General features: G+C 65.8%; 19 protein-coding genes. 9 read left to right on the top strand and 10 right to left on the bottom strand.

Going from position 1 to position 23,014, the window contains the following annotated elements:
* Positions 1–30: 30 nt before the first annotated feature.
* Positions 31–822: a DNA-binding transcriptional regulator gene (locus tag HAP40_RS23300; RefSeq protein WP_166815523.1), complete on the bottom strand. Its 792-nt coding sequence runs from the start codon at positions 820–822 to the stop codon at positions 31–33.
* 146 nt (positions 823–968) lie between these two features.
* On the opposite strand from HAP40_RS23300, the gene HAP40_RS23295 reads away from it, so the two are divergent.
* Together HAP40_RS23295 and HAP40_RS23290 are read left to right on the top strand one after the other, a co-directional pair.
* Complete coding sequence (locus tag HAP40_RS23295) at positions 969–1,952, top strand: VOC family protein (RefSeq protein WP_166815524.1); 984 nt, start codon at positions 969–971, stop codon at positions 1,950–1,952.
* A gap of 45 nt (positions 1,953–1,997) precedes the next feature.
* A complete protein-coding gene (locus HAP40_RS23290; protein ID WP_166815525.1) occupies positions 1,998–2,960 on the top strand; it encodes an MBL fold metallo-hydrolase in 963 nt (320 codons plus the stop codon).
* Between the two features lie 12 nt (positions 2,961–2,972).
* Here the strand turns inward: HAP40_RS23290 and HAP40_RS23285 are convergent, their stop codons facing one another.
* Both HAP40_RS23285 and HAP40_RS23280 read right to left on the bottom strand, forming a co-directional pair.
* A complete protein-coding gene (locus tag HAP40_RS23285; protein ID WP_166815526.1) occupies positions 2,973–3,635 on the bottom strand; it encodes a response regulator in 663 nt (220 codons plus the stop codon).
* The gene (locus HAP40_RS23280; RefSeq protein ID WP_166815527.1) at positions 3,632–5,014 is read right to left on the bottom strand and encodes a sensor histidine kinase; all 1,383 of its coding nucleotides are present in this window, start codon (positions 5,012–5,014) and stop codon (positions 3,632–3,634) included. The genes HAP40_RS23285 and HAP40_RS23280 overlap by 4 nt, the downstream gene beginning before the upstream one ends.
* Positions 5,015–5,208: 194 nt before the next feature.
* On the opposite strand from HAP40_RS23280, the gene HAP40_RS23275 reads away from it, so the two are divergent.
* Entirely contained in the window at positions 5,209–6,093 is an 885-nt protein-coding gene (locus tag HAP40_RS23275; RefSeq protein WP_166819392.1) for a DUF3280 domain-containing protein, read from the top strand.
* On the opposite strand, the gene HAP40_RS23270 is transcribed toward HAP40_RS23275, so the two are convergent.
* Genes HAP40_RS23270 through HAP40_RS23260 form a run of 3 tightly spaced genes read right to left on the bottom strand, consistent with a single transcriptional unit; the run spans position 6,083 to position 9,117 of the window.
* Entirely contained in the window at positions 6,083–7,114 is a 1,032-nt protein-coding gene (locus tag HAP40_RS23270) for an L-idonate 5-dehydrogenase (RefSeq protein WP_166815528.1), read from the bottom strand. The genes HAP40_RS23275 and HAP40_RS23270 overlap by 11 nt on opposite strands.
* Positions 7,115–7,137: 23 nt before the next feature.
* On the bottom strand, positions 7,138–7,905 hold the full coding sequence (locus tag HAP40_RS23265) for an SDR family oxidoreductase (protein WP_166815529.1): 768 nt from the start codon (positions 7,903–7,905) through the stop codon (positions 7,138–7,140).
* Positions 7,906–7,917: 12 nt separating this feature from the next.
* Positions 7,918–9,117, bottom strand: coding sequence for a mandelate racemase/muconate lactonizing enzyme family protein (locus HAP40_RS23260; protein ID WP_166815530.1), 1,200 nt, complete (start codon positions 9,115–9,117; stop codon positions 7,918–7,920).
* Between the two features lie 175 nt (positions 9,118–9,292).
* On the opposite strand from HAP40_RS23260, the gene HAP40_RS23255 reads away from it, so the two are divergent.
* Together HAP40_RS23255 and HAP40_RS23250 are read left to right on the top strand one after the other, a co-directional pair.
* Entirely contained in the window at positions 9,293–10,060 is a 768-nt protein-coding gene (locus HAP40_RS23255) for a GntR family transcriptional regulator (protein WP_166815531.1), read from the top strand.
* Positions 10,061–10,084: 24 nt separating this feature from the next.
* Positions 10,085–11,449, top strand: a complete 1,365-nt coding sequence (locus tag HAP40_RS23250; protein WP_166815532.1) for an MFS transporter — start codon at positions 10,085–10,087, stop codon at positions 11,447–11,449.
* A 7-nt stretch (positions 11,450–11,456) separates the two neighbouring features.
* Here the strand turns inward: HAP40_RS23250 and HAP40_RS23245 are convergent, their stop codons facing one another.
* Genes HAP40_RS23245 through HAP40_RS23235 form a run of 3 tightly spaced genes read right to left on the bottom strand, consistent with a single transcriptional unit; the run spans position 11,457 to position 16,507 of the window.
* Positions 11,457–12,707 carry an arsenic transporter gene (locus HAP40_RS23245; RefSeq protein WP_166815533.1) on the bottom strand — a complete coding sequence of 417 codons (1,251 nt, stop codon included), beginning with the start codon at positions 12,705–12,707 and terminating at the stop codon, positions 11,457–11,459.
* Between the two features lie 24 nt (positions 12,708–12,731).
* Positions 12,732–14,033 carry an MFS transporter gene (locus HAP40_RS23240; protein ID WP_246741326.1) on the bottom strand — a complete coding sequence of 434 codons (1,302 nt, stop codon included), beginning with the start codon at positions 14,031–14,033 and terminating at the stop codon, positions 12,732–12,734.
* Positions 14,030–16,507: a hybrid sensor histidine kinase/response regulator gene (locus HAP40_RS23235; protein WP_166815534.1), complete on the bottom strand. Its 2,478-nt coding sequence runs from the start codon at positions 16,505–16,507 to the stop codon at positions 14,030–14,032. The genes HAP40_RS23240 and HAP40_RS23235 overlap by 4 nt, the downstream gene beginning before the upstream one ends.
* Positions 16,508–16,715: 208 nt before the next feature.
* On the opposite strand from HAP40_RS23235, the gene HAP40_RS23230 reads away from it, so the two are divergent.
* The 4 genes from HAP40_RS23230 (at position 16,716) to HAP40_RS23215 (ending at position 21,318) form a co-directional block, all read left to right on the top strand.
* Positions 16,716–17,786 (top strand): zinc-binding metallopeptidase family protein, encoded by a 1,071-nt coding sequence (locus HAP40_RS23230; RefSeq protein ID WP_166815535.1) that lies wholly within the window; start codon positions 16,716–16,718, stop codon positions 17,784–17,786.
* 187 nt (positions 17,787–17,973) lie between these two features.
* Positions 17,974–19,989 (top strand): acetyl-CoA carboxylase biotin carboxylase subunit, encoded by a 2,016-nt coding sequence (locus HAP40_RS23225; RefSeq protein ID WP_166815536.1) that lies wholly within the window; start codon positions 17,974–17,976, stop codon positions 19,987–19,989.
* 166 nt (positions 19,990–20,155) lie between these two features.
* Positions 20,156–21,022, top strand: coding sequence for an isocitrate lyase/PEP mutase family protein (locus tag HAP40_RS23220; protein ID WP_166815537.1), 867 nt, complete (start codon positions 20,156–20,158; stop codon positions 21,020–21,022).
* Complete coding sequence (locus tag HAP40_RS23215) at positions 21,019–21,318, top strand: acylphosphatase (RefSeq protein ID WP_166815538.1); 300 nt, start codon at positions 21,019–21,021, stop codon at positions 21,316–21,318. Before HAP40_RS23220 ends, HAP40_RS23215 begins: the two co-directional genes overlap by 4 nt.
* A 60-nt stretch (positions 21,319–21,378) precedes the next feature.
* Here the strand turns inward: HAP40_RS23215 and HAP40_RS23210 are convergent, their stop codons facing one another.
* Positions 21,379–22,899 carry a PAS domain-containing sensor histidine kinase gene (locus HAP40_RS23210; protein WP_166815539.1) on the bottom strand — a complete coding sequence of 507 codons (1,521 nt, stop codon included), beginning with the start codon at positions 22,897–22,899 and terminating at the stop codon, positions 21,379–21,381.
* Between the last annotated feature and the right edge of the window lie 115 nt (positions 22,900–23,014).

The following is a 23,014-nucleotide window of genomic DNA, read 5'->3' as shown; positions in this document are numbered from 1 at the left end:
CGCGCCAAGTGTCCGCCCTGCGGACGGCCCCTAGACCTCAACCGGAATGGCCGCCGCCGTCTCCTGAAGCTGGCTCGCAAACCGCGTCACGGCGTCCTCGATCCCCAGCGCCGAGCGGATCCAGATGATCGAGATGCAGCCGAACACCGCACCGTTGCGCACGATCGGGACGGCGATCGAGGCGGTCTTGGGATTGTACTCGCCCTTGCTGCGGATCGCATAGCCGCGCGCGGCCGTCTCGGCGATCATCTGGTCGAGTCGGCTTTGGTCGAGGAAGGGACGATCGTCGGCCTCGTCGATCCGGCGTAAATGATTGACGATGAGGTCGCGTTCGCGCGCGGGACAGGCGGCGAGATAGGCGCGGCCCGCGGAGGTCCGCAGCATCGGCAGGCGCTTGCCGATCATGCCACGGTCGATCGAGAGCGGGCTGCGGGAATGAGTGGTTTCCTGCACCACCATCGCCGCGTTCTCGTAAGTGGAGAGATCGACCGGCCAGACCAGGGACTTGCTCAATTCGGCGAGATAGGGCGCTGCCGCCTGGCAGATCACCACGCCGGGGTCGTAGCCGTCGCCGAGACTGAGGGCGAGCCGGGTCACGCGAAAGCGGTCGTCGCTGGCGCTGCGGGCGACGTAGCCGAGTTCCTCCAGCGTTTCGAGCAGCCGATAGACGGTGGGTCGGGGCAGGTCGAGCGCGCGGGCGACGTCGCCGGCGCGGATGCCGCCGGACCGGTTGACCTCATGCAGCACGTCCAGCCCGCGCTTGAAGGCACGCACGCCCTCCGACTGCCGGGGCTGGCCGTTCCGCGTCCGCTCCTTGGACACTTCGTATTTCCTCTCTTGCGGCCGACGGCCTCGCGATTATCGTTTTGGCGAACGCGAAGCGATTGCGGGACGCCACCGTAGGATCGCGCACGGCCGGTATCAAGTTCGTCGCACTGCGGCGCTGCGATGCCTTTGGGAGGACGTCGATGGAAATCACCGCGCTCGGCTATATCGGGATCAGTTCATCCCAGCTCGATCTGTGGGGCCGGATGGCGACCGGGCTGCTCGGGATGCAGCAGGTCGATCGCGGCGGCAAGATGCGGGCTTTCCGGATGGACGACCGCAAGCAGCGGTTGATCGTCGACGGCAGCAGCGATGCGGGGCTTGCGGTGATGGGGTGGGAAGTTCCCTCTACTGCCGAACTGGATCAATTGGCCGGACGCCTGGAAAGCTATGGCGTCAAGGTCGTCAGAGGCTCGCGCGCGCTCGCTGACGAGCGGCATGTCGCCGAGCTAATCGCGTTTGCCGATCCCGCCGGCAACCGGCTGGAGGCTTTTTGCAAGCCGGAGCTTGCGAGCGAGCCCTTCAGGCCGGGCCGCCCGATCTCGGGTTTCCGCACCGGCGCGATGGGCATGGGACATGTCGTGCTCAATGTTGAGGACGTCGAGCCGCTGCTGCCGTTCTATCGCGACGTGCTCGGCTTCCACGTCTCCGATTTTGGACTGAAGCCTTATGGGCTGTATTTCTTTCACGTCAACGGCCGCCACCACTCCTTTGCCATGGTCGGCTCGGGGCGCAAGGCGATGCACCATTTCATGGTCGAGCTCGGCAGCCTCGACGATGTCGGGCAGGGCTATGACCTCGCGCAGATGGATGAGGGGCGCATTGCCTACACGCTGGGCAGGCACACCAACGACCACATGACCTCGTTCTATGTAAATACGCCCTCCGGCTTCTTCATCGAATATGGCTGGGGCGGGCGCGTCATCGATCCCGAGACCTGGCAGCCGCACGAGACGTTTGATGGACCCTCGCTGTGGGGCCACGAGCGCCTCCATATGCCGGAGGAACAGCGCAAGCGCCTGCGCGACATGCGGCTCGATGCGGCCGCGCGCGGCGTCCGCGTCGCCGATCCGCACGTGCCGCCGCTGAACTGCGCATGGCTGGACTCAGTGGTCGCGCGCGAATGATCCGCGGCCACCCGACAGGAATCTGACACCCCAGGAAAGGACGATATGTTCAGGACCCTTTACCGGGCAGGCCTTGTGCTGCTCGCGTTCACGGCGGCGGCCTCGGCCGAACCGATCAAGGTGACGTTGCTCGGCACCGGCGTGCCGACGCCGCGGCCGACCAGCTTCAGCGCTTCGACGCTGGTGGAGGCGGGGAGCGAAAAGCTGCTGTTCGATCTCGGGCGCGGCTCGACGATGCAACTCTACAAGCTGAAGATCCCGCTGGGCGCGATCACCACGAATTTCATCACGCACCTGCATTCCGACCACATCGTGGGCCTTCCCGACATGTGGCTGACCGGCTGGCTCGCCACGCCCTGGGCCTCGCGCAAGGGCCCGATGAAGCTCTATGGCCCCAAGGGCACTGTGGCAATGACGGAAAACCTCACCAAAGCATTCGCCGACGATATCCGCATTCGCATCGACGACGAGCACCTCGACCCGAAGGCAATCGAATTCAGCGCAAGGGATATCGAGGCAGGAATGGTCTACGACAGCAACGGTGTGAAGGTCACCGCCATCGAGGTCAATCACGGCGAGAAGATCAGGCCGTCGTTCGGTTACGTCGTAGAGTATGGTGGCCATAAGGTCGTGCTGTCAGGCGACACCAAGTACGATGAGCGCATCGCGAAGGCGGCCGAAGGCGCCGACCTGCTGATCCACGAGGTCGCGGTCATCGAGCCGGAGCTACTGGTCAGGAATCCCGTCTACAAGGACATCCAGGCGCACCACACCTCGCCCGAAGAGGCCGGCCGCATCTTTGCCTCGGCCAAGCCCAAGCTCGCCGTCTATTCCCATATCGTGTTCGGCACGGCAAAGCCGGCGCCCGACATTCCCGAGGAGCCGCTGATCCTGCGCACCCGAGCCGCCTACAAGGGGCCGTTGCTCGTCGGACGTGACATGATGTCATTCAAGATCGGCGACACCGTCGAGGCGTTTGCGCCGGATGGTACGAAGCTCGAGCCATAACACGAGGGGCGATCAGCCTTCGCCGAGATCGACCTCGGTCAGGATTCCCTGACGCAACGCCAGGCGGACCAGCTCGATGTCGGAACCGACGCCGAGCTTGTCCTTGATCAGCGAATGCAGGTTCGCCACCGTTTTCGGGCTGACATGCAGCGTTTCGGCGATCTGCTCGGTCGTATTCTCGGCAAGCAGCAGCCGCAGCACCTCGAATTCGCGCGGCGTCAGCACGTCGGCGGCCGAGCTCTCGCCGCTGATGCGGCTGAGCGCAAGCTCGTGGTCGATGTCGGGGCTGATGGCGATCTTGCCGGCCAGCACGTCCTTGACCGCGCGCACCAGCGTCTCGGGCGGGCTGGTCTTGGTGACGTACCCCCTCGCGCCGGCGCGGATCGCCTGCACGGCAAAGCCGGCATTCTCGTGCATGGTGAAGACCAGGATCCGCGCGGCCTTGTCCCATTGCCTGATGCGCCTGACGGCCTCGATGCCGCCGATGCCGGGCATGCTGAGGTCCATGATGACGAGGTCGGGTGCCTCGGATTTGTAGAGGCGATAGGCTTCCGCGCCGTCGGCCGCCTCGGCGACGACGCGGAGGCCCGGCTGCTTCTGCAGCACGGAACGATAGCCCTCGCGAACGACGGAATGGTCGTCGACCAGCAGGATGGTCGTATCCGTCCCGCTCATGCCGCGTGGTCCAGCGCTGGCCGATCGGCGGATGCGAGCGGAATGACAACGCGCAACGTCGAGCCGTGGGGGCCGGTCTCGAAGCTCAGCCGGCCGCGAAGCGCGGCGACGCGCTCGCGCATGCCGAGCAGGCCCATGCCGGATTTGACCGCCGCGTCGTTCGGCCGGCCATCATCCTCGATCGCGAGCGCAATCTCGCTTTCGGCCATCGCCAGATGCAGGCCGACCTTCGTTGCGCCAGCATGCTTGGCCGCGTTGGTAAGCGCCTCCTGCACGATGCGATAGAGGTTGGCGCTGACGGAGGCGGGCACGCTCTCGAAGGCGCCCTCGAACCGGATCTCGAAACGGGGCTGGCCGCGGCTGCGGCCGTTCCAACCCGACACCAGCCCTTCGAGGCTCGCAACGAGTCCGAGCTCGTCGACATCGGGCGGGCGTAAACGGAACAAGGCGCCGCGCAGCGTCTCCATCATACCGGTCGCGGTCCGGGCAATGCCGTCGCACTCTCCCAGCAAGTCGGGGCAGTCCTGCGCCGCAGTCTGGCGCGCGGACGCGGCGAGCGCGCGGATTGCGGCGAGCGACTGGCCGAACTCGTCATGCAGCTCGCGGGCGAGATGGCGGCGCTCCTCGTCCTGGAGCGCGATCAGCTTCCGTGTCAGCTCGTTGCGTTCCGCAAGCGCGGTGTCGAGGCTTTCGGCGAGGTGGTTGAAGACGTCGCGGATGGCGGAGAGCTCGGCGAGGTCGAACGGCGGCAGTCGCGTCGTGAGGTCGCCGGCGGCGATGCGCTCGAGGCCGTTGCCGATCATGCGGGTGGGGCGCAGGGCGCGCGCCAGCGCGGCATAAACCAGCGCGCAGAGCAGCGGCAGCGCGATCGCAAGCGCAATCATCAGGCGGCCGGCCTCGTGCCAGGCCTCTGCCGTCTGCACGGCCGGATCGACCGTGACCACGGTCTCGCCGAGCTTCGCGCCGCGCACGATCACGGGCCGGGCCGCCTCGCGGCCGGGGTCGAACAGGCTGCGGTAGAAGGCGCCAAACAGCTGCGGCGGCGGGCTCGCCGGGGCAGGTGCGCCACTGCAGAACTGCTGGAGCATGTCGCCGCTCGCGCCGCGGAAGCCGAGACACAGACCGGGCGTCATCACATAGGCCGAGACGGGATCGAGGTTCGGAAAGTCGGAGCGCGGGCTGGCCACCCACTGGACCTTGCCTTGCTGCAGCTCCAGCGACTTTGCGACGATGGCGGCGATACTGTCGATGCGGGCATGTGCGGCGCGGTCGGCCGTCACGAGGAAATAGGCGGAGATGGCTGCGAAGCAGGCGGCCGATATCGCCGCCACGCGCAACGTCAGACGGACCTTGAGATCGAACCTCGGGCGGTTCCACATCGGCTGGCACCTGGTGCAAACGGGTTTGCTGCCCCCACATTAAACGGCAGAACGCCAGCCACGGAAAGCGTTCCAGCCTTACCGCAATGCAACGTCGTGAAATTTTCCCGGCCTTCGTCGGGACAGTTTCGGCTGCATGGCCTCGAGCCGCCCGTTCAGGATTTGCGGGCCGTTCCATCCCACGAGGCCCGTTCATGCACCGCTCCCGGCTGGTTATCTCCGCTTTGCTCCTGTTTATCCTGCCTCATTCGCCGGCCGCCGCTGAGCCCGCCATCGGCGTTGCCATGGACGATTTCAGCTATACCGATACGTCGGCCGAGCCGACCAACCAGACCGCAGCCCACGAGCGGCGGCTGTCGGCGTTCATGGCCGCGCTCAGGCGGGACATCGGCGCGGGTGGGCGCTATCGGCTGGTGCCTTCTGCCGAGGACGGTGCGGCGTTCAAGATCATTGGCGGCATCCAGAAGTCGAGCACGCTGGTGCAATGGGCCAAGGTCGCGGTGATCGACGTCGGCGCCAAGAAGCTCGTGATGGACAAGCTGTACTCCTTCCGCGGCGACAGCGACGAAGCATGGGAGCGCGCCGAGATCTTCCTGTCCCGCGAGGTCAGGGCTGCGCTCGGCGCGCAAGCGCAGGTCGCGCTTGCCGTGTTCGACTTCGAGCTCGAGGACATGACGGCCGCCTCGGCGGGCGCTTCTGCCGCGTCAGATGCGTCATACCTGGCCGAGGTCACCGGCGGCGTGCGCGAAGCGCTCGGCCAATCCGGCCGTTACCGGATCGTCGACGTGGGAGGAGAGGCGGCGAAGGCGGGGCCCCTGCGGGATTGCGGCGGCTGCGAGGCCGCCATTGCGCAGAAGCTCGGCGCCGACCAGTCGTTGATCGGTGTGGTGCGCCGGGTCAGCCGCACCGAATACACGCTCGGCTTCCAGGTTCGCGATGCCAGGACCGGCGCGGTGCTGGCGCGCGGCGACAGCGGCCTGCGCCTCGGCGCGGATTATTCGTGGAAACGAGGCGCGGTGCGGCTGGTCAGTGACCGGCTGATCGAGAGCCAGCAGGCCACCGACGCGCCTAGAAAGTAAGCTGCACCTTCATCGACTGCGAGCGGTCGCTGGCGAGCTCGAAGGCGGCAACCGCGTTCTCGAACGGCATGGTGGCCGTGATCAGCGGCTTGACGTCGATCAGGCCTTCGCCCATCAGCCGCACCGCGAGCTCGAACTCGGGATCGAAGCGGAAGGTGCCGCGGAGCTGCAGCTCCTTGGCGACGATCGCGTTGATCGGCAGCGTCATCTCACCGCCGAGACCGAGCTGCACGAGCGTTGCGCCGGGCCTGAGCACGTCGAGCGCGGCGCGCAGGGCAGCCTGATTGCCCGAGGCTTCGAACAGCGTGTCGAACACGCCCTTGCCGGCGCGCCAGGGATCGAGTGCCGTGGCGTTGGCTGCGACATTGATGGCGTGCGTGGCGCCGAGCTTCCTGGCAACCGCGAGCGGAGCCTCGGCGACATCGGTCACCACGATCTCGGCGGCACCGCCGAAACGCGAGACCAGGATCATCAGTGCACCGATCGGGCCGCAGCCGGTGATCAGCACGCGCTTGCCGAGCAGGGGGCCGGCCTGCTTGCCGGCATGCAGGCACACGGCGAGCGGTTCGGCGACCGCGGCCTCCGCCAGCGACAGCTTGTCGGCGATCGGCACGGCCTGCGTCGCATCGACGGTGATGAACTCGCGAAAGCCGCCTTGCACATGGGGAAAGCGCATCGCGCTGCCGAGGAAGCGCATGTCGAGGCACTGGTTGCGCATGCCTTCCTGGCAATGCAGGCACTGGCCGCACGGCTTGCTCGGATTGACCGCGACACGCGTGCCCGGCTTCACGCTGGTGACGCCGTCGCCGATGTCAGCGACCACGCCCGCGATTTCATGCCCAAGCGCCATCGGCTGCTGGATGCGAACGACCCCGAAACCACCGTGGTGGTAATAGTGCAGGTCCGAGCCGCAGATGCCGCCATTGGCGATCCTGACGCGGACCTCGCTTGGGGCGGGAGCCGCATCCGGATAGCTGTCGATCCGCAGGTCCTTCGGGGCGTGGATGACGACGGCGCGCATGAGTTCGCTCCTTTGTTCGCGGATCACATCGCGGCGATCATGCCACCATCGACATAGATGATCTGGCCGTTGACATAGGTGGAGGCGTCAGAGGCGAGGAAGATCGCGGCGCCGACCAGCTCGTCCGGCTTGCCCCAGCGCTTGGAGGGAATGCGGCCCATCAGCCAGTTGTTGAAGTCGGCGTTGTTGACCAGCGCCTCGTTCATGTCGGTCAGCATGTAGCCGGGGCCGATCGCATTGGCCTGGATGCCGTGCTGAGCCCACTCCACCGCCATCGAGCGGGTCAGGTTCTTGATGCCGCCCTTGGCCGCCGTATAGGGCGCGATCGTCGGGCGCGCGAGCTCGCTGCCGAGCGAGCCGATATTGATGATCTTGCCGTGCTTGCGCGGGATCATGCGCTTGGCCGCCTCGCGGCCGATCACGAAGGCGCTGGTGAGGTTGGTCTCGATCACCTTGCGCCATTCGTCGGTGGTGAACTCCACCAGCGGCTTGCGGTGCTGGATGCCGGCATTGTTGACGACGATGTCGACGGCGAGGCCCTTTCTGTCGAAGTCGTTGAAAGCGGCAACGATCGCGGGCTCGTCGGTGACGTTGAAGGCGGCGCCTTCGGCCTGATGCCCGGCGCTGCGAAACTCGGCGACGGCCTGCTCGACGCGCTTGGGATCGACGCCGTTGACGATCAGCTTCGCGCCGGCTTTCGCCATGCCCTCGGCGATGGCACGGCCGAGGCCGCGGGAGGAGCCGGTCACGAGCGCAGTGCGGCCGGAAAGATCGAAAAGGGCGGTGCTCATCTCAATACATCCTCAAGCGTTGGAGCGGCGCACGGTGAGATCGGTGCGCTCGAAGACAGCAGGCAGGAGATCGACGCCAAGGCCGGGTCCTTCCATCGGGAAGACATAGCCGTCCTTGATCACGGGCATCGTGGTGACGAGTTCATTGTACCAGCCTTTGTAGAAGGCGCGCACCGATTCCTGGATCAGCGTGTTGGGCTGGCTGAACGACATGTGGATGGCGGCGATGAAGCCGATCGGGCCGATGCAGTCGTGCGGCGCGAAGGGACGATGATAGGTCTCGGCCATCGCCGCGATCTTGCGGCCCTCGGTGAGGCCGCCAGTCCAGCACAGATCCGCCATCACCACATGCATAGCGTCGCGGTCGAGCATGTCCTTGTAGGGGAAGCGCGAGCCCAGCGTCTCGCTGGCGCAGACCCAGACGTCGGTCGAGCGCGCATATTCGGCCAGCGCCTGCGGCGAGTTCATCCGGATCGGGTCTTCGTACCAGGTCGGCTTGTAGGGCTCGAGCGCGCGCGCGATCTGCTTGGCTGTCGGCAGATTCCACAGCGAATGAAGCTCGACCATGATCTCCATCTTGTCGCCGACGGCCTTTCGGATTTTCTCGAACGGCTCGATCGCCTGCTTCATCTGGGCGGCGGTGATGTAGAGGCCCTTGTTCTCCTGCGCCGCCGGATCGAACGGCCAGATCTTCATGGCGGAGATGCCGCTTTCCAGCAGGCTTTCGGCGAGCGCGTCGGCGCGATGCATGAAGCCGTCGAGATCTTCGTAAGGTCCCTTGGAGGCACCGAGATTCCAGTTCGCGACGGGGCTGATATTGGTCGAGCGGACATATTGCGTGCCGGCGCAGGTGTTGTAGATGCGCTGCTTGTCGCGGCAGAGGCCCCCCAGCATCTGGTGCACCGGCTGGCCGCAGACTTTGCCGAACAGGTCCCACAGCGCGATGTCGATCGCGGAGGCCGCGCGATATTCGACGCCGGTGGAGGACTGCGCCATCGGCAGGTTCAGCATGTCGCGATGGATGGCCTCGATGTGCAGGGGATTGCGGCCGAGCAGGCGGCCGGCAAAGGTGTCGTGGATTTGCGCCTCGACCGCGCCCGCGCCGTAGAAGGTTTCGCCGAGACCGATCATGCCGGTGTCGGTGTGAATGCGCACCCAGATGACGTTGGAAAACTCTTCGGTGCGCAGCGTCTCGATCGACGTGATTTTCACGGCAATTGTCCTCCCATCACAAGCGCCTCGCGCCCGTCGTCTCTTTTTTGCACTGCAGCATGCTGCGGGTGCGCGGGAGTCTTACGCCTGCTTGTAATATATCACAACATGTTTTAAGGCTGCGACAAATTGGGCGCCACCGAGCAACGAGCGCAGGCTGAGGGGAGAGAACGACATGGCAAAGCGCAAGCGCGCACTCGAGGTGGTGAGAAACGAGGTCGACGGCGAGGGCAAGCCCTCTCGACGCAACCGGCTCAACTTCTTCGAGCTGGCCTATCAGAAAATCGAAGAGCTCCTTGTTCATTGCGAGCTCAAGCCTGGACAATTCATGACGATGCTGGAGTTGCAGCAGATCACCGGCTTCGGGCGCACACCGGTGCACCACGCCGTCAATCGTCTGTCCGCCGACACGCTCATCATCATCCGTCCGCGCCACGGCCTGCACATCGCGCCGATCGATCTGGCGCGCGAGCGCATGCTGTTGGGGCTGCGTCGCGACATGGAGCGCTTCGTGATCCGTCTCGCGGCCGATCGTGCCAGCCTCTCGCACCGCAATCAGGCGCTGCACATTGAGCGCCTGTTGCGCGAGCGCCGCGCCAGCCTGACCCTCGACCAGTTCAACAGTATCGATCGCCGTATCGACGCGCTTGTGCTGGAGGCGGCCGGCGAGCCGTTCCTGGTGCACACGCTGCGGCCGCTGCACACGCTGTACCGGCGCATCGGCTACATCCATCACCGCTTCATGCCGGGGCAAGCCGATCTGTCAGGCACGATCGATCATCATCTCGCCATCCTCGCGGCAGTCGCCAACCGCCGCGTCGAGGAGGCCGTGAAGGCGAGCGACGCATTGATCGACTACATGGGCGAGATGTTCACGGGGATGGAGGCGGGGATCGACCCGCGCCTGCTCGATTGCAGTATCGAGCCGCTGCTCGGCGCGTAGAGAGTTTTGAAGAGAGGACCACACATGTCAACGATGGCGATGCCACAACCGACCGCGAGCGAAGCCGCGGTCCGCTACCTCATCACGAACTACAGTCCCAAGGGCAACAAGGTCGGCTGGCTGATGATGGCCTCGATCCTGGTTGAAGCCTGGGACCTCTATTCGATCGCCTTCGTTCTGATCTTCATCAAGGAGCAGTACAATCCCGATCCGCTGATGCTGGGCCTCGCCGCGGCGGGTACGCAGGGCGGCGCCCTGATCGGCGCGCTGCTCGGCGGCTGGCTGTCCGACAAGATCGGCCGCCGCGTCATGTTTCTGGTGACGATGGTGCTGTTCATCGTGCTGGCGCTGGCGCAGGCTTTCGTGCCGAGCGTCGGCTGGCTCGTCGTGATCCGCTTCCTGCTCGGCATTCCCCTCGGCTCGGACATCTCGACCGGATACACCTACATCATGGAATCCATGGCCAAGGGCGAGCGCGAGGTCATGGGCAATCGCTGGCAGTTCATGTTCGCGGTCGGCGAGGTCCTGACCATCGGCGTCATCGTGATCTTCCTCCTGTTCGACATCAACCACGAGACGCTGTGGCGCGTCACGCTCGGTCTCGGCGCGGTGCCGGCGCTGATCATCCTGATCATGCGTCACGACGTGCCGGAGACGGCGGTGTGGCTGGTGCAGAAGGGGCGCTATCGCGAAGCCAAGCAGGTCGCGCGCGAGATGTTCAACGACAATCTCGACATGTTGCCCAACCATGACGTCGAGGTGCCGAAGGTCTCGACCCGCGCGTTCCTTGCCGATCTCAGGAAGGACCCGATCCGCTGGCGCGCGACCATCTACGGCTGGATCGCCTGCTTCGCGCAGGGCAGCGAGTTCTCGACCTTCGCGTTCTATTTGCCGGTCCTGTTCGTGATGGTCGGCGTGTCGAGCGTGCTCGGCATCAACCTGGTGACCATGGCGCTGTTCTGCTTCGCCGCGCTGTCCGGCTGGGTCGGCCCGCTGCTGACGCCGAAGATCGGTCACCGCGGTATCGCGATCGCCGGTTTCGGCATCGTGCTGGCCTCGTTGCTGGTCGCGGCTTTCGCGCTCTACACCGACAACAAGATCCTGCTGCCGTTCGCAGCGGCCGCCATGCTGTGGGGCCACTATTGGGACGCGTCGAACTGCATGACGATCCCGACCATGGTCGCCAAGCCGAAATATCGCGGCACGGCCAGCGGCTTCGCCTACATGTTCGTGAAGCTGCCGTCGTTCCTGGCGATCTTCCTGTTCCCGTCGCTGTTCGCGGCGATCGGGCAGGCGAATGCCACGCTGATGGTCGCGATCTTCCCGCTGATCGGATTGCTCGCCGCGATCTTCATCCTGCCGGAAGTCTACGGCTACGAGAACGACTGAGGATGCGTCACCTGATCGCGGCAGCCAGTGCCGCGATCAGGGCTGGCGGCGTCACCAGCATGCCGAGCTTGAGGAACGGCCAGGCGCCGACCTCGATCTTCTCCCGCCGCAGCGCGACCAGCCAGAGGATGGTGGCGAGCGATCCCGTCACCGACAGATTGGGGCCGAGATCGACGCCGATCAGGATGGCGCTGACGACCTGTGCGGGCAGATGATCGCCGGCGGCGACCGAGCCGGCGACCAGACCGACCGGGAGATTGTTGGCGATGTTGGTCGCGACAGCAGTCGCAATGCCGACGTTCCAGGCAGCCTGCGGAACCGATTGTGCCACCGCCTGATGCAGCAGCGCGCTGAGCTGCGCGATCACGCCGGTCTTGATCAGTGCTTCCACCATTACGAAGAGCCCGCCGACCAGCGGCAGCACGCTCCAGGAGACGCCGTGCAGCACGGGCAAAGGCGATTGCCGGCTGATCAGCAGCACGAGAGCGGCCGTCACCACGCCGCAAATGAAGGTCGGCAGGCCCAGTTGCCTGTCCAGCGCGGATGCCGTCACCAGCACGACACCGATCGCCGCGATGCCGATTGCCGTGAGCTTGCCGCCGCGTCCGAGCTTCGGATGCGGCACCTTGCGCGCAATCGTCTCTTCCTTCAGCGCGCGGTGCTGGGTCAGGCGCAGCACGACATAGGTCATCACGATCGAGGCCGCCGAGGGCAGGGCGAACAGGCGCAGCCATTCGGTGAGCGCGGGCATGCGCGCGCCGAACACGACCAGATTGGCCGGGTTGGAGATCGGCAGCACGAAGCTCGCGGCATTGGCGATGAAGGCGCAGACGAACAGGTAAGGCAGCGGCTTGGCGCCAGCCGCGCGCGTCGCGGCATAGACGGCCGGCGTCAGCACGATCGCGGTGGCATCGTTGGAGAGCAGCACGGTCACGAGCGTGCCGACGAGATAGATCAGCAGGAACAGCCGCTGCGGCGAGCCGCGCGCAAATTCCACGGCTAGGGCGGCGAGGTAATCGAACAGGCCTTCGAGCCGCGCGAGCTCCGCGATCAGCATCATGCCGATCAGGAAGAGGTAGACGTCGACGCCCTTCTCAATCCCTGTCAGCGCGTCCTGCCACGGCAGCAGACCAAAAAGCACGAGCGCGCCGGCGCCGATCACGGCCCAGACCGCCTCGGGCAGGCGAAACGGCCGGATGATGACGCAGGCGGTCGCGGCGACGATGATGCTCCAGGCCCAGATGGCGTCAGACGGCACGGTTGGTTCTCGAATGCAGGGGAGTCATTCGGCAGCGATAGCGGAAGCCGACGCCGCTGTCTTCCCCTTCGGACGCGGATCTCCGTCATCGCCTTGTCGCGTCTCGGGCAGAGCGAGGAGGCAGACGACTGCGCCAATCGCCGCGGCGGCGCCGAGCGTGAGGAACGCTGCGCTGTAACCGGCGCCGACCACGACGAAGCCGGCGAGCGCCGTCGACAGCGCGGCGCCGATGCTCTGGGCCGTGATGACGGCACCCTGCGCGACGTTGAAGCGGCCGGTATTGCGCATGAGGTCGGCGACGATGACCGGGAAGATCGCACCGAAGATGCCGGCGCCGACGCCGTCGAGAAGCTGCACGCCGACCAGCCAGAATGTATTGTCCGAGAGGGTATAGAGTGCGCCGCGGACGGGCAGGACCAGCAGTGCGGCAAGGAAGAACCGCTTGTGGCCCCAGCTGTCGGCCCGTGCGCCGACCAGCATTGCGAACGGCACCATCACGATTTGCGCCGCGACGATGCAGGCCGACATCAGGCTCGTTCCGATGTTCTTGTCCTGGAGCGCAAGCTTCTGCCCGACCAGCGGCAGCATGGCGGCATTGGAAAGGTGGAAGAGCAGTACGCAAATTGCGAAGACGAGCAGGGGACGGCAGGTCAGGAGCACGCCAAGGCCCGAGGGCTGCTCGCGCTGGACGTCGCCATCGGCATCGTGCAGCCCGCGCGCGAGATCGTGATCGATCGCCTGTTCGGGAATCGCCAGGATGCTGAGGAGGCTCGCGATCGCCATGGCGCTTAGAAGGTAGAACACGACGGTCGGTCCGAACCAATAGGCGGAGAGGCCGGCAATTGCCGCCGCGACGGCGTTGCCGGCGTGGTTGAAAGTCTCGTTGCGGCCAATGCGGCGGGTGAAGGCGGCATGGCCGAAGATGCCAAGCGAGACAGCGGCGATCGCCGGCGGGAAGACCACGGCGGCGGCCTGCGCGATGCCTTGCGAGATGGCGACCGGCAGGAAGCTCGGCAACAGCGGCAATGAGAGCGAGGCGAGTGTCACCAGAACCGCGGAAACGATCATTACCAGCCGCTTCGCCCGCGTGGCGTCGACCAGTGCACCGGCCGGCGTCTGCGCCGCGATCCCGGCGATGGTCGCGATGGACATCACGATGCCGATGCGCGCCTCGTTCCAGTGCTGCTCGGTGAGAAGATAGACGGCCAGATACGGGCCGAGCCCGTCGCGGACGTCGGCGAGGAAGAAATTGGCTGCATCCAGCGCGCGGCCCGCCTGCCTTGTCTGGGGCGTGCTTGTCCGGGACGACAGCGGAGGAAGATTCACCGCGCGACCGCCAGCTTCTCCGTGATCGCCTTGCGCAGGATGCGCGACAGCAATTCCACCGAATACGGCTTCTGGATCAGCTCGAAGCCGCGATGGGCGTTCTCGGCGAGCACGTTGCTGTAGCCGGAGGTGAGCACGACCGGCAGGCCCGGATAGCGCTCGCGGATGATGCCGGCGAGCTCGACGCCGTTCATGCCGGGCATGATGACGTCGGAAAACACGAGGTCGACGGCGAATTCGTTCTCGCCGAGGATCGCGAGCGCCGAATGGGCGTTGGCGACGCGGCGGACGACATAGCCGAGATCCTCCAGGAGCTCGGTGGAGAAGCGGCCAACCTCGTCGTCGTCCTCGACCACGAGCACGCGATGACCACGTCCCGTGGCCGCAGCCTCGTAGGTCAGCGCCGCGGCTTCCTTGTCCGTTGCGGGGCTTTGCGCCTGCGGCAGATAGATCGTGAAGGCGGCGCCTTCGCCCTGCGCGCTCGTCACCGCGATGTCGCCCTCGGACTGTTTTGCGAAGCCAAAGGCCTGGCTGAGACCGAGGCCCGTTCCCTTGCCGACCTCCTTGGTGGTGAAGAAGGGCTCGAAGATCGAATCGAGATGTTCCGCCGCAATGCCGCTACCGGTGTCGGTGACCGAGATCGCGACATAGTCGCCGCGGCGCGCCGATTGCGCGCGCAGGCTCGGAATGCCCTGAACCTTGCGCACCGCGATGATCAGACGGCCTTCGCCGTTCATGGCGTCGCGGGCGTTGACCGCGAGGTTGATCAGTGCGGTCTCGAACTGGGCGATGTCGGCCACCGTGAAGCAGCCGGCATCCTCGACCTCGACCGCGATCTCGATGCGGCCCCCGACCAGCGGCCGGACCAATTGCGCGACGCCCTCGACCTGGCTGCCGACATTGAAGATCTGCGGCTTCAGCGGCTGCCGCCGCGCGAACGCCAGAAGCTGCGCGGTCAGCTTGGAGGCGCGCTCGACCGTCTCAGAGATGGCGTCGACATAGCGGCGGCGGCGCTCCTCCGGCAGCTCGCGGCGGCGCAGGAAGTCGGTCGCCGACCGGATGATGGTGAGGAGATTGTTGAAGTCGTGCGCGACACCGCCGGTGAGCTGGCCGATCGCCTCCATCTTCTGGGATTGCCGCAGCGCTTCCTCGCCGCGGCGGCGCTCGGTGATGTCGACGGCCTCGGGCACGGCGCCGGTGATGTTGCCGTGTCGGTCGAGCACGGGGCGCATGCCGAAGTCGAAGTCGCGCTCACCGATGGGAAGGCGCAGCCGCATTTCAAGGCGCACCGCTTCGCCCTTGAGCACGGCGTCGAAGGCCTCGCGCACCAGCGCGCCCATGCCTTCCGTCGCGCTGAACCATGGGGTCTCCCACAGCGGCTTGCCGATCACGTCCGAAGAGCTCGCCCTGATCCCGTCCAGCGCGGTCTTGTTGGCGTAAAGCAATTCGCCCTTGAGATTGACGAGGCCCTGATACTGGTTGCTGGTCTCGAGGATTGCACGCAGCCGCGCCTCGTTGGACTCGAGCTCGGCGGTGCGCTCGGCGATGCGCTCCTCCAGCGTCTCGTTGAGCTGGCGGAGTTCAATCTCGGCCTGCTTGGCGACAGTGATGTCGTGGGCGACGCCGATGAAGCCGATATGCTTGCCGGTCGGATCCCAGCGCGGCTGCGATTCCGAGCGCAGCCAGCGCCATTCGCCGCCGGCGTTCTTGTAGCGTGCTTCCAGCACGAATGGCTTCAGCGAGGCTTCACCCTGAACGGATTGCTGCAGCACATGCGGCAGGTCGTCCGGATGGAGGATCTTGCGCCAGTCGAAGTCGATGGCCTGATCATAGGGCAGGCCGACGAAATCGACATAGGCCTGGTTGGCGAAGGACCGCTTACGATCGAGCTTGGTCACCCAGATCGGCACCGGCGCGCTGTCGGCGATCAGCCGGAAGCGCTCCTCGCTCTCGCGCAGCGTCTCACGCGCGAGTGCCTGGTCGGTCATGTCGATATGGGCGCCGACGAGGCGAAGCGCGCGGCCGTCCTTGTCGCGCTCGATCTTGGCGACGACCCGGATCCAGCGGGTCTCGCCGTCCTTGGGGCGGATGATGCGGTATTCGGCGGTGTAGTCCTCGCTCGTTCCGGCGAGAGCCTCGAAGAAATGTCTGACGGTCGCGTCGCGATCCCCGGGATGGATGCGGTTGACCCAGTCCTCGTGCGACTCGTCGGCGGCCTCGGGCGGAAGGCCGTGGATCATCAGATATTCGGGCGAACGGCGGTTCTTGAAGCCTTCGCGGAAGTCGACCTCGACGCCGCCGACCTTGCCGATGCGCTGGATGCGTGCGAGCTCGGCCTCGCGCTCCTGAAGCGCGCGATAGGCGTTGTCGCGCTCGCGCGCGACGTCTTCGAGGTGCTGGCGCAGCCTCTCGGCGGCGATGGTCTCGGGCAAGGGATCGTTCAAGGCATTGGCCGTTGTGATGCGGTTATGCACGTGCCGGCCCGATATTCACACAGACGGAGCGTGATGGCCATCGCTTAGAAGGGAATATCAAGGAACGACGCCGCAGAACGCACGGCGGCGGGTATGAACGAAACGCCAGATCTGGCAATTTGTTCCTGACGTTGGAACGATGAGCCTGCGGAGGCGTCTTCGCGAGGCGCCCTCGTTGATAAGACTCTCTTTCCAAAGAGGCTAAATCTTGAAGCTCTTTGTCTGCCAGGCCTGCGGCAACGTCCTGTATTTCGAGAATCGCGCCTGCGAACGCTGCGGACATCGGGTCGCCTTCCTCCCCGAAGGGGAGACGATGTCGGCGATCGAGCCCGACGGCGACGGGTGGACCACGCTGGCCGACAAGGGCAAGCGCCGCATGCTCTGCAGCAATGCCGAATACGATGCGTGCAACTGGCTGACGGATGCGGCAGACAGCACGGGCTATTGCCGCGCCTGCCGTCACAACGGCATCGTGCCGGACCTGTCGGATCAGGCGCAGCTCGCCGGCTGGCGCGAGCTCGAGGTGGCCAAGCACCGTCTGTTCTACTCCCTGATCCGCTGGAAGCTGCCGCTCCAGAGCCGGCAGGAGAACCCGGAGCATGGGCTGATCTTCAATTTCCTCGCTGACGATCCGCACAGCGGGGAGAAGGTCATGACCGGCCACGACAACGGCCTGATCACGATCGCGCTCACCGAAACCGACGATATCGAGCGCGAGCGGCGCAGGCTCGAGATGGGCGAGCCCTACCGGACGCTGCTCGGGCATTTCCGCCACGAGGTCGGACATTATTTCTGGGACGTGCTGGTGCGGGACGGCGGCAAGCTGGAGGACTGCCGCGCCGTGTTCGGTGACGATTCCGCCGATTACGGCCAGGCCCTGCAGCGCCATTATGCCGAGGGCGCGCCGCCGGACTGGCAGCAGAATTACGTCTCCGCCTATGCGACCACGCACCCCTGGGAGGATTTCGCCGAGACCTGGGCGCATTATCTCCACATCGTCGACACGCTGGAGATGGCGGCCGAATTCGGCATGGAGGTCCGTCCCAAGGTCGACCGCGACGGGGAGTTGACGGCGCGCATCCGTTTCAACCCTTACGAGGCTCGGGACGTTGAAGCGCTGGTCAACGCATGGCTGCCCTTCACCTTCGCCATGAACAGCGTCAACCGCGCCATGGGCCTGCGCGACCTCTATCCCTTCATCCTGTCGACGGCGGTGATCGCGAAACTGGGCTTTGTTCACAGCCTCGTTCGGGACGTGGCCAAGGCTGGCAGGCCGTAGGCGCTCTCGGGGTCCGCCAGCCCCGTTGCCCAGGCCCGTTGCGGTCTTGCGCTGGCACGCCAGATTGGGCCGGATTTAGACCGTTGCCTCCGGCCCATTTTGATGTACCACGGGAGCCACACGGCCCGTCCCAAAGGCCCCAACGGCCAGGGAAGGGTCCCGCCCAAGGTCGAGACTCAAGAAAAGCATGTTCAAACGCATTCTGATCGCCAATCGCGGCGAAATCGCCTGCCGGGTCATCAAGACCGCTCGCCGCATGGGAATTCAGACGGTCGCGGTCTATTCCGAGGCCGACCGCGATGCCCTCCATGTCGAGATGGCCGACGAGGCCGTGCTGATCGGCCCGCCCGCCGCGGCCGAGAGCTATCTGGTGATCGAGAAGATCGTCGAGGCCTGCCGCAAGACGGGCGCCGAGGCCGTTCATCCCGGCTACGGCTTCTTGTCCGAGCGCGAGGCGTTTCCGCGCGCGCTGGAGTCGGCCGGCATCGTCTTCATCGGCCCCAATCCGGGTGCGATCGCGGCGATGGGCGACAAGATCGAATCGAAGAAGGCGGCAGCCAAAGCCAAGGTCTCGACCGTGCCGGGCCACCTCGGCGTCATTGAGGACGACAAGCACGCGGTTCGCATCGCCGACGAGATCGGCTATCCCGTGATGATCAAGGCCTCCGCCGGCGGCGGCGGCAAGGGCATGCGCATCGCGCATTCCAAGTCCGAGGTCGCCGAAGGCTTCAACCTCGCCAAGGCCGAGGCCAAGGCCTCGTTCGGCGACGATCGCGTCTTCGTCGAAAAATTCATCGTCGATCCCCGCCATATCGAGATCCAGGTGCTGGGCGACAAGCACGGCAACGTGATCTATCTCGGCGAGCGTGAGTGCTCGATCCAGCGCCGCAACCAGAAGGTCATCGAGGAGGCGCCGTCGCCGCTGCTCGACGAGGAAACCCGCCGCAAGATGGGCGAGCAGGCCGTCGCGCTGGCCAAGGCCGTGAATTACGACTCCGCCGGCACCGTCGAGTTCGTCGCAGGGCAGGACAAGAGCTTCTACTTCCTGGAGATGAACACGCGCCTCCAGGTCGAGCATCCCGTCACCGAGCTCGTTACCGGCATCGATCTCGTCGAGCAGATGATCCGGGTGGCCGCCGGCGAGAAGCTCGCCATCGGCCAGAAGGACGTCACGCTGACCGGCTGGGCGGTGGAGTCGCGCCTCTATGCCGAAGATCCGTTCCGCAACTTCCTGCCCTCGATCGGACGCCTGGTGAAATATCGTCCGCCGGCGGAAGCGAGCCAGGACGGCATCACCGTGCGCAACGACACCGGCGTGCAGGAGGGTGGCGAGATCTCGATCCACTACGATCCGATGATCGCCAAGCTGGTCACGCACGCGCCCTCGCGCGCCGCGGCGATCGAGGCGCAGGCGACCGCGCTGGATTCGTTCTATGTCGACGGCATCAGGCACAACATCCCGTTCCTGTCGGCGCTGATGCATCATCCGCGCTGGCGCGAGGGGCGGCTCTCGACCGGCTTCATCGCCGAGGAGTTTCCCAAGGGCTTTGCGGTGCGCGTGCCCGAAGGCGAGGTCGCGCGGCGGATCGCCGCGGTCGGCGCCGCGATCGATCACGTGCTCGGCGAACGCAAGCGACAGATCTCGGGCCAGATGGGCGGCCGCGTCGTGCAGCGCGAACGCCGCCGTGCGGTCTGGCTCGACCGCCAGGAGATCCAGCTCGAGGTCGGACGCGAGGACGAGGCGATCGCGGTGCGTTTCGTCGATTCCAACGGCAAGGCTGGCAACGCGCATCTGTTGCAGTCGCCGTGGAAGCCGGGCGATCCGGTCTGGCAGGGCACCATCGACGGCCAGTTCGTCGCGGTGCAGGCGCGTCCCATTGCCAACGGTGTCCGTCTCGCGCATCAGGGCGTCGAGGTGCCGGTCTATGTCTGGACCGAGGCGGAAGCGGCCTCGGCACGCTTGATGCCGGTCACGACGGCCTCCGACACCGGCAAGAAGCTGCTTTGCCCGATGCCCGGCCTCGTGGTCTCGATCGCGGTGAGCGAGGGGCAGGAGGTCAAGGCCGGCGAGACGCTCGCAGTGGTCGAGGCCATGAAGATGCAGAACGTGCTTCGCGCCGAGCAGGACGGCACCGTGAAGAAGATCCACGCCAGCGCCGGCGCGACGCTGGCGGTGGATGCGCTGATATTGGAGTTTGCGTAAGGATGCGAGTGGGGCAGGCGATCTGCCCACAAGCACGCGTCATTGCGAGGAGCCTTAGCGACGAAGCAAATCCAGTCTGTTGCCGCGGATGCATTTCTGGATTGCTTCGCTTCGCTCGCAATGACGAAGTATGCTGTGGCCTCCGTGACCTAACCGAGACAGCACCATGGCCTTTCGTTCCCGCCGCGAGAAACTGCGATCGATCTTGTCGGGCAGGACTTGCGTCCATCCCGGCTCGGTCTACGACGCCATTTCGATCCGCATCGCGGAGGATCTCGGCTTTCCGCTCGGCATGTTCGGGGGATCGGTGGCCTCGCTTGCCGTGCTCGGCGACCCCGATGTCACGCTGATCACGCTGACCGAGCTTGCCGAGCAGATGCGGCGGATGTCACGCGCCTCTGCGCTTCCTGTCCTGGTCGATGCCGATCACGGCTATGGCAATGCGCTGAACGTGCGCCGGACGGTGCAGGAGCTGGAGACGGCCGGTGCTGCCGGTCTCACCATCGAGGACACGCTGCTGCCGGCGGCGTTCGGCGAGACGAAGGCGCAGCTGATCCCGCTCGAGGAAGGCGTCGGCAAGATGAAGGCGGCGCTCGACGGCCGCAGCGATCCCTCGCTCGTCATCATGGGCCGCACGGGAGCGGCCTCGATCACGTCGGTCGAGGATGCGATTCGCCGCGCCAGGGCCTATGAGGCCACCGGCGTCGATGCGCTGTTCTTCACCGGCATCAAGTCGCGCGCTGAGGTCGAGGCCATTGCATCCGCCACGCGCCTTCCGATCGTCCTTGGCGGTGCGCCGGACGAATTGAACGCGCTCGACTATCTCGAGAGCCAACGCGTGCGCATCGCGCTTCAGGGCCATGCGCCGATCGCGGCTGCAACGCAGGCCGTGTACGAGACGCAGAAAGCGCTACGTGATGGCACGGCACCGAAAGCGCTCAAGGGATTGTCGGCGGCGGAGCTGACGAACCGCGTCATGCGCGAGGCCGACGTGAAGGCGCGCAGCGCCGCCTTTCTTGGGCTGAAAAAATGAGCCGGGCGATCCTCCAGGTCTTGGTCCGCGGCCGCGTGCAGGGCGTCGGCTACCGGGCCTGGGTCGAATACCAGGCGACCACCAGCGGTCTCGAAGGCTGGGTCCGCAACCGTCGCGACGGCAGCGTGGAGGCGCTGTTCGCCGGCCCCCCGAAGCATGTTGCCGACATGGTCGCATTGTGCCGCCACGGCCCGCCATCCTCGCGCGTGGACAGCGTCACCAGCGAGACCGCTGGTCCCGATGAGCTGAACTTGCGACGGGCAGGGGAGGCATTTTCGGTGTTGCCGACGCTGTAGGTGCTCTCACCGGAGGTCGTCAGCCCGGCCATGACGGCGTCGAGGCGGGAAGCCTGAGCCTCACCGCGGCAGCTTGGCGATCGCTTCGCTGAGCTCGTGGATCTCGTAGGGCTTTCGCAGGATCGGGAAATCGCCACGCACGCCGGCGGCGACCTCGCTGTAGCCGGTGGCGAGCAGGATCGGCAGACCGGGACGGATCTGGCGCAGGTGCTGGGCGAGGCTGAGCCCGTCCATCTTGCCGGGCATGACGATGTCCGAGAACACGAAGTCGACGCCGTTCTTCTCGATCTCGCGCAACGCGGCCTCGGCATCGGCGACGCGGTGCACGCTGTAGCCGAGCTGCTCCAGGAGGCCGACGCTGACGGCGGCGACGTCGGGATTATCCTCGACCAGCAGCACCGTGCCGCTGCCGCGGAACGATGCCTCTCCCGCCGTCTCGCGCGATGGCGCCTTGTCCGCGCGCGGCAGGAGGATGGTGAAGGTGGTCCCTTTGCCGAGCTCGCTTGCGACCTTGATCGTGCCGCCGGCCTGATGGGCAAAGCCATGCACCTGGGAGAGGCCGAGGCCGGTGCCTTTTCCGATCGGCTTGGTCGTGAAGAACGGCTCGAAGATCTTGTCGAGGACGTCACCGGGAATGCCGAGCCCGGTATCGGCGACGTCGATCGCGACGAAGTCGCCGGCGAGGGGCGCCTCGTCCAGCACGACGTTGCGCGCGCCGATCGTCACTGTGCCGCCGTCGGGCATCGCGTCGCGCGCATTGATGACGAGGTTGAGCAGCGCGGTCTCGAGTTCGGAGGCATCGGTCTTGACCGGCCAGAGGTCGCCGCTGATGTCGGAGGCGAGGCGCACGGAGCTGCCGACGCCGGCATCGAGCACCTCGCGGATCGCCGCCATCCGCTCGGCGAAATCGATCGCCTGCGGATTGACGCTCTGCCGCCGCGCGAAGGTGAGCAGCTGGTTGGTCAGCGCCGCGCCGCGCTTGGTAGCGGTCTCGATGGCCGAGATCGCGCGCTGAAGCTTGGCCTCGTCGTCGGACCCTCGCTTCAGCATGTGGAGGCTGCCGCTGATGATCATCAGGAGGTTGTTGAAGTCGTGGGCGACCCCGCCGGTGAGCTGGCCGAGCGCATCGAACTTCTGGGACTCGGCGAGCTGCTTTTGCATCGCCTCGAGCTTGATCTGCGTATTCCGCCGTTCGGTGATGTCGCGCGTGATCTTGGCGAAGCCGACCAGGGCGCCGTCCTCGTAGATCGGATCGATCACCACGCTCGCCCAGAAGAACGTGCCGTCCTTGCGGACGCGCCAGCCTTCCTCCTCGTAGCGGCCCTTTTCCCGCGCGATGCCCAGCGCCCGCGCGGGCTTGCCGTTGGCGCGGTCGGTCTCGGTGTAGAAGCGGGAGAAATGCTGTCCGAGGATCTCCCCGGGCGAATAGCCCTTGATGCGCTCGCCGCCGATGTTCCAGCTCGTGATGATTCCGGAGGGATCGAGCATGTAAAGGGCGTAGTCCGCAACGCCTTCCACCAACAGCCGGAAACTGCGTTCGCTCTCGAACAAGTCTCTCTGTTGACTGGACTTTTTTACCATTCCGAACCCCGCCTCGACGGGAGCAAACGCCGGAGGCGCCGGATTGTTCCCTGAGGTGGGACATTTTTAGGCAAACGTGCCGGGCCGTATGCAAGGGCAAGGGCGCTTGACAGCA

Source organism: Bradyrhizobium sp. 1(2017) (genome assembly GCF_011602485.2).
GTDB lineage: Bacteria > Pseudomonadota > Alphaproteobacteria > Rhizobiales > Xanthobacteraceae > Bradyrhizobium.
This window is presented reverse-complemented; position numbering and strand designations above follow the sequence as displayed.

Excerpts from the sequence above, each read along its gene's own strand:
- HAP40_RS23295 (WP_166815524.1), top strand. The coding sequence starts at position 969 with ATGGAAATCACCGCGCTCGGCTATATCGGGATCAGTTCATCCCAGCTC.
- HAP40_RS23290 (WP_166815525.1), top strand. The coding sequence starts at position 1,998 with ATGTTCAGGACCCTTTACCGGGCAGGCCTTGTGCTGCTCGCGTTCACG.
- HAP40_RS23285 (WP_166815526.1), bottom strand. The coding sequence starts at position 3,635 with ATGAGCGGGACGGATACGACCATCCTGCTGGTCGACGACCATTCCGTC.
- HAP40_RS23280 (WP_166815527.1), bottom strand. The coding sequence starts at position 5,014 with ATGTGGAACCGCCCGAGGTTCGATCTCAAGGTCCGTCTGACGTTGCGC.
- HAP40_RS23275 (WP_166819392.1), top strand. The coding sequence starts at position 5,209 with ATGCACCGCTCCCGGCTGGTTATCTCCGCTTTGCTCCTGTTTATCCTG.
- HAP40_RS23270 (WP_166815528.1), bottom strand. The coding sequence starts at position 7,114 with ATGCGCGCCGTCGTCATCCACGCCCCGAAGGACCTGCGGATCGACAGC.
- HAP40_RS23265 (WP_166815529.1), bottom strand. The coding sequence starts at position 7,905 with ATGAGCACCGCCCTTTTCGATCTTTCCGGCCGCACTGCGCTCGTGACC.
- HAP40_RS23255 (WP_166815531.1), top strand. The coding sequence starts at position 9,293 with ATGGCAAAGCGCAAGCGCGCACTCGAGGTGGTGAGAAACGAGGTCGAC.
- HAP40_RS23250 (WP_166815532.1), top strand. The coding sequence starts at position 10,085 with ATGTCAACGATGGCGATGCCACAACCGACCGCGAGCGAAGCCGCGGTC.
- HAP40_RS23225 (WP_166815536.1), top strand. The coding sequence starts at position 17,974 with ATGTTCAAACGCATTCTGATCGCCAATCGCGGCGAAATCGCCTGCCGG.
- HAP40_RS23220 (WP_166815537.1), top strand. The coding sequence starts at position 20,156 with ATGGCCTTTCGTTCCCGCCGCGAGAAACTGCGATCGATCTTGTCGGGC.
- HAP40_RS23215 (WP_166815538.1), top strand. The coding sequence starts at position 21,019 with ATGAGCCGGGCGATCCTCCAGGTCTTGGTCCGCGGCCGCGTGCAGGGC.
- HAP40_RS23210 (WP_166815539.1), bottom strand. The coding sequence starts at position 22,899 with ATGGTAAAAAAGTCCAGTCAACAGAGAGACTTGTTCGAGAGCGAACGC.